This window comes from Streptomyces sp. PT12, from assembly GCF_003311645.1.
Lineage (GTDB): Bacteria > Actinomycetota > Actinomycetes > Streptomycetales > Streptomycetaceae > Streptomyces.
Map to the genome: position 1 here is coordinate 1 of NZ_QEST01000155.1, position 1339 is coordinate 1339.

Annotated in this window: 1 protein-coding gene; it reads left to right on the plus strand. The window is 72.4% G+C overall.

The window, feature by feature from the left end; translation table 11 throughout:
- On the plus strand, positions 1 to 1339 hold a 1339-nt coding region (locus tag DEH69_RS17595), incomplete at both ends, for a beta-ketoacyl reductase (protein WP_258534745.1).

A 1339-nucleotide genomic window follows, 5' to 3' on the forward strand; every position in this document is an offset into this window, starting at 1 on the left:
CCTCGCCCACCAGCACCGCGCCCAGGGCCGTCCCACCACCAGCCTCGCCTGGGGCTACTGGACCCAAGCCAGCGACATGACCGCGCACTTGGGGACCACCGACCTGCGGCGCAACGAGCGCGACGGCATGCTCGGGCTCTCCCCCGAGGAGGGCATGGCGCTCTTCGACGCCGCGCTGCGCGGCCCTGACGCGGCGCTCGTGCCCGCGAAGCTGGATGTGGCCAGACTGCGCTCGCGAGCCGCCGACGAGCCGGTGCCGCCGCTGCTGCGCGGGCTGATACGGCAGGCCAGGCGCACCGCGCGAACCAGCGGCCCGGCCGAGGAAGGGCTGGCCCAACGCCTCGCGGGCCTGACCGAGGCCGACCAGGACCGCGCGCTGCTCGACCTGGTCCGCACCCACGCCGCCACGGTCCTCGGCCACTCGACCATGGACGTGGTGGGGCCGAACCGGGCGTTCAAGGACGCCGGGTTCGACTCACTGACCGCGGTGGAGCTGCGCAACCGGCTCACCGCCGCGACCGGGCTGCGCCTGTCGGCGACCGTCGTCTTCGACCATCCGACGCCGGTGGCGTTCGCCCGGCACCTCCGCGCCGAACTGCTGGGCGACCAGCCGGAACGGGCCGCCGAGGCGGAGCGGCCACCGATCGTCGTGGCGGCGGACGAGCCGATCGCGATCATCGGCATGGGCTGCCGGTTCCCTGGCGGGGTGACCGACCCTGAGGGGTTCTGGCAGCTGCTCGCGGACGGCGTCGACGCCATCACCGACTTCCCGTCCGACCGGGGCTGGGATCTGGACGGTCTCTATGACGCGGATCCGGATCGGCCTGGTACGTCGTATGTGCGGCATGGTGGGTTCCTGGACGGGGTGGCGGATTTCGACGCGGGGTTCTTCGGTATTTCGCCGCGTGAGGCGTTGGCGATGGATCCGCAGCAGCGGTTGTTGCTGGAAACGTCGTGGGAGGCGTTGGAGCGCGCGGGCATCGACCCGACCTCGCTGCACGGCAGCAACGTCGGCGTGTACTCGAGCGTGATCAACCACGATCACACCGTCCGACTCCACCAGGCGCCGGGGGAGTTCGAGGGCTACCGGCTCACCGGCAGCTCGGGCAGCGTCGCCTCCGGGCGCATCGCCTACACCCTGGGCCTCGAAGGCCCCGCGATGACGGTGGACGCCGCCTGCTCGTCGGCGCTCGTGGCGATGCACCTGGCGGCGCAGGCGCTCCGGCAGGGCGAGTGCACCATGGCGCTCGCCGGGGCGGCCTCGGTGATGGTGCTGCCCTCGGCGTTTGTGGAGTTTTCGCGGCAGCGTGGGTTGGCGGTCGATGGGCGGTGCAAGGCG